Source organism: Stieleria sp. (genome assembly GCF_041595215.1).
In the GTDB taxonomy this organism is placed as follows: Bacteria; Planctomycetota; Planctomycetia; order Pirellulales; family Pirellulaceae; genus Stieleria; species Stieleria magnilauensis.
This window is the reverse complement of the sequence record NZ_JBFHKV010000880.1, coordinates 1-3,720: the sequence shown is the minus strand read 5'-3', so window position 1 is coordinate 3,720 and position 3,720 is coordinate 1. Positions and strand designations below refer to the sequence as shown.

General features: G+C 56.9%; 5 protein-coding genes. All 5 read left to right on the top strand.

All coding sequences use genetic code 11. The annotated features are described in order from the left end of the window. Window positions 1-432, top strand: a 432-nt coding sequence (locus ABX749_RS25625; RefSeq protein ID WP_372898509.1) for a WbqC family protein, incomplete at its 5' end; no start/stop codon positions are given. After that, entirely contained in the window at window positions 429-1,403 is a 975-nt protein-coding gene (locus ABX749_RS25620) for a hypothetical protein (protein ID WP_372898508.1), read from the top strand. The genes ABX749_RS25625 and ABX749_RS25620, both read left to right, overlap by 4 nt. Beyond that, entirely contained in the window at window positions 1,400-2,380 is a 981-nt protein-coding gene (locus ABX749_RS25615; RefSeq protein ID WP_372898507.1) for a hypothetical protein, read from the top strand. The genes ABX749_RS25620 and ABX749_RS25615 overlap by 4 nt, the downstream gene beginning before the upstream one ends. Window positions 2,381-2,383: 3 nt before the next feature. Further along, window positions 2,384-2,860, top strand: a complete 477-nt coding sequence (locus ABX749_RS25610) for a GNAT family N-acetyltransferase (RefSeq protein WP_372898506.1) — start codon at window positions 2,384-2,386, stop codon at window positions 2,858-2,860. After that, complete coding sequence (locus ABX749_RS25605; protein WP_372898505.1) at window positions 2,857-3,621, top strand: class I SAM-dependent methyltransferase; 765 nt, start codon at window positions 2,857-2,859, stop codon at window positions 3,619-3,621. Before ABX749_RS25610 ends, ABX749_RS25605 begins: the two co-directional genes overlap by 4 nt. The last annotated feature ends 99 nt before the right edge of the window (window positions 3,622-3,720 follow it).

The following is a 3,720-nucleotide window of genomic DNA, read 5'->3' as shown; positions in this document are numbered from 1 at the left end:
GAAGCGATGAATTTGTTCACGACGGCGATCGAGTCCCCAGAACGCAATTTGTTTCGTTTCATCAAACATTCCCTCATCCTGCTTTGCGAGCACCTGGGGATCGCAACAACGATCATTGACTCGTCCACCATTTCGATCGACCACTCCGCGCGTGGTCAAGACAAGGTCTTGGCGATCTGTCGGGCCTTGGACGCGACGATGTATGTCAATGCGATTGGCGGGGCGGCGTTGTATGATCACACGGCGTTCAATGCGGTGGGAATCGACTTGAGATTTATCCAATCGGAAAACCGATCCTATCAACAGTTCAACCATCCCTTCGTCGCTTGGCTTTCCATCCTGGATGTGCTGATGTTCAATTCGACGGAAAGGGTTCGCCAGTGGGTAGAAAACGGATACACGCTGGTTGCCAATCCCACGCCGGTGCCATGACGGAGCCTTATCGCTGGACCAAGCTGGGCAAGGTATTTGACCCGACGGAATCGACCTGTCCCGGCGCTGGCTGGATTCAGGAGTTCGCTCAGGCGCCTTGCGTGGTGCCGCACGACGATTGTTTGCGAGTCTATTTTTCCTGTCGACCGGCGCCCGATTCCAACGGGCAATACACCAGCTACTCGACTTATTTGGACCTCGATCGATCCGACCTGCAAACCGTGCTCCGCGTCAGCGACCGTCCCGTGCTGCCGCTGGGCGAGATGGGGATGTTTGACCAATTCGGCATCTATCCCATCTCCGTGATCCGCGACAACGATGTGTTTCGTGCGTACTACGCGGGATGGACGCGATGTGAGTCGGTTCCGTTCAACACGGCGATCGGCGTGGCGGAGAGTCATGACGGCGGCCGGACGTTCTCAAAACTCGGCCCCGGCCCGGTGATTCCGTACACGCCGGACGAACCCTTCGTGATCAGCGGCCCCAAGATCCGCCGATTCAATGATCGATGGTATCTGTTTTACATCGCGGGCAAGAAGTGGATCGTCGACAACGACCGCGCCGAGCCGGTCTACAAAATCCGCATGGCGACTTCCGACGACGGGCTCCACTGGCAGAAGCAAGGCGAAGATTTGCTGGTCAGCCGCATCGAACCCGACGAAGCCCAAGCCAGCCCCGACGTGATCTACTGCGGCGGCAAGTACCACATGTTCTTCTGTTATCGCCACAGCCGAAACTATCGCGGCAAAAGCGGCGGCTACAGAATCGGCTATGCCTACTCCGACGATCTCTTTCATTGGACACGCGACGACGACCGCGCGGGGATCACGGTTTCCGACAGTGGCTGGGATAGCGAGATGGTCAGCTATCCCCACGTCTTCATGCACGACGGACGCACCTACCTGTTTTATCTCGGCAATCACGTCGGCAAACACGGGTTCGGCGTCGCGGTTTTGGAGGGGCAGCTGTGACGAACCAGGCACCGCGATGGCGAAAACGGGGACGCCTCTTCGATCCGACCGATTACGACTTGCCCGCCGACTGCACCGAGTTCGCTCAGTCCCCGCAGGCATTGGTCTGCGACGGCTTCGTGCGGATCTATTTTTCATCGCGCCGACGTGACACCGATAGCGGAAAATTCCTCAGCCACGTCTTGTTCGTCGACTTTGATTGGGAATTGCAACACGTGCTTCGAGTGGCCGAACAACCCGTCCTCTCGCTAGGCGGACTTGGCTGCTTTGATGAGCACGGGATTTTTCCATTGAGCCCGATTCGCGTTGGTGATCAGGTGTTTGCCTACACCTGTGGTTGGAGTCGACGGGTGGGGGTTTCGGTTGAAACGGGAATCGGCCTGGCGATCAGCGACGACGGCGGAACCACGTTCAAGCGTCACGGTGACGGCCCGATCCTCTCGGCGACCCTGCACGAGCCCTGTCTGGTCGGCGACGGATTTGTGCGGCGTTTCGGTGATGTCTTTCACATGTGGTATATCTTTGGGCTCCCGTGGCGACAGTTTGCCGGTCAATCCGAACCGGATCGGGTTTATAAAATCGCACACGCAACGTCATCAGACGGTATTCATTGGAATAAAACGGGCGGCCAACGACTGATCGCCGATGCGATCGGCGACGACGAATGCCAGGCATTGCCGACGGTCATTGAGTCGGGCGGACGGTTTCACATGTATTTCTGCTACCGTTATGCCAGCGACTTCCGCATCAACCCCGAACGTGGCTACCGCATCGGCTATGCGTTTTCTGACGATCTTCAACAGTGGACACGCGACGATGACCAGGTCGGGATCGAGCGTTCTACGTCCGCGGATGCGTGGGACGGTCAGATGATGTGCTATCCCCACGTGTTTCATCACAACCAAAACACTTACCTGCTGTACAACGGAAACGAGTTCGGACGACGCGGGTTCGGAATCGCGGTGGCGGAGGCTTGATTGATGGAATCAACTCGGACACCACAATCGGTCCAGTACACGATCTCGCGAGCCACGCGTGTTGAAATCCTGGAGCATTTAGAAGCTTGCTCGGGACAGTTTCAACCGCCGCTTGCCGATCGCGTGGATCTGCCCAGCTACGCCGAGAAATTGTTTCGGCGGTCCGTCACGTGGGAAGCTTGGCACCGGGAAAAACTTGTCGGATTGGTCGCCTGTTATTTGGATCTGGAAACCCAGCCCGCGAAGGCATTCGTTTCCAACGTCAGTGTGCTGCAGGCGTATCGTTCACAAGGGATTGCGCGCCAACTGATGGCTTGCTGTCACCGTGAGGTGATGCAGCGTGGCGTTCAAGAGATCGCGTTGGAAGTTTCGGCGGGAAACGCACCCGCCATCGCGCTGTATTCAAAACTCGGATACCGTCGATCGGCCACCAAGGGTCAAAACGTGTTGATGCAACTTATTTTGGGGACGGATGGATGACTGGGTCGAATGAACCGCGCGACTACAACGCCGAATGGCGTGACACCCCCGAACACAAATACGCTTACAACTTTGACCTGGACGTGATGCATCGCTTCATGATCCGGTCGTTTGAACCGTTTTTTCGCTCGGGAAACTGCCTGGAATTGGGCAGCTTCCAGGGCAGCTTTACCAAGCGTCTGCTCGACCACTTTGACGACCTGACCTGTGTCGAAGCGTCTGATGCGGCGATCGCCACGATGAACGAGACGCTCGGGGGTAGAGTCCAATGCATCCACGGGACGTTCGAAGAAGTGACGTTGCCGACTCGATACGACAACGTCGTCTTGACCCATGTTCTCGAACACCTCGATGATCCCGTCTTGGTTCTCAAACGCATCAACCAGGAATGGCTGAGCGAGCAGGGCAGATTATTGTTGGTGTGCCCCAATGCCAACGCACCGTCACGTCAAATCGCAGTGAAGATGGGACTGATTTCGCATCACAGCGCGGTGACCGACGCCGAGCGCGAGCACGGCCACCGGATCACTTACTCCTTAGACACATTGGAACGGGACGCTCGAGCGGCCGGGCTCGACGTCGTCTATCGCACAGGCATTTTCTTTAAGGCCTTAGCGAATTTCCAGTGGGACAGGTTGTTGCAAACCGACATCATTTCCGATGACTACCTGGAAGGCTGTTATCAGCTCGGGCAGGTCTATCCCGATCTCTGTGCGAGCATCTTTTTGGTTTGCCGTCGAGGAGATGCTCACGCGGATTGATTGACGGTGGCGGTTGCGTCACAGCGCAAGTTCCCACGCACCGCTGTCCAATCCCAAGAACTTCGCCGTCGCCTCCACTTCTGCTTCCGCCTGCATTCG

Excerpts from the sequence above, each read along its gene's own strand:
- ABX749_RS25620 (WP_372898508.1), top strand. The coding sequence starts at position 429 with ATGACGGAGCCTTATCGCTGGACCAAGCTGGGCAAGGTATTTGACCCG.
- ABX749_RS25610 (WP_372898506.1), top strand. The coding sequence starts at position 2,384 with ATGGAATCAACTCGGACACCACAATCGGTCCAGTACACGATCTCGCGA.
- ABX749_RS25605 (WP_372898505.1), top strand. The coding sequence starts at position 2,857 with ATGACTGGGTCGAATGAACCGCGCGACTACAACGCCGAATGGCGTGAC.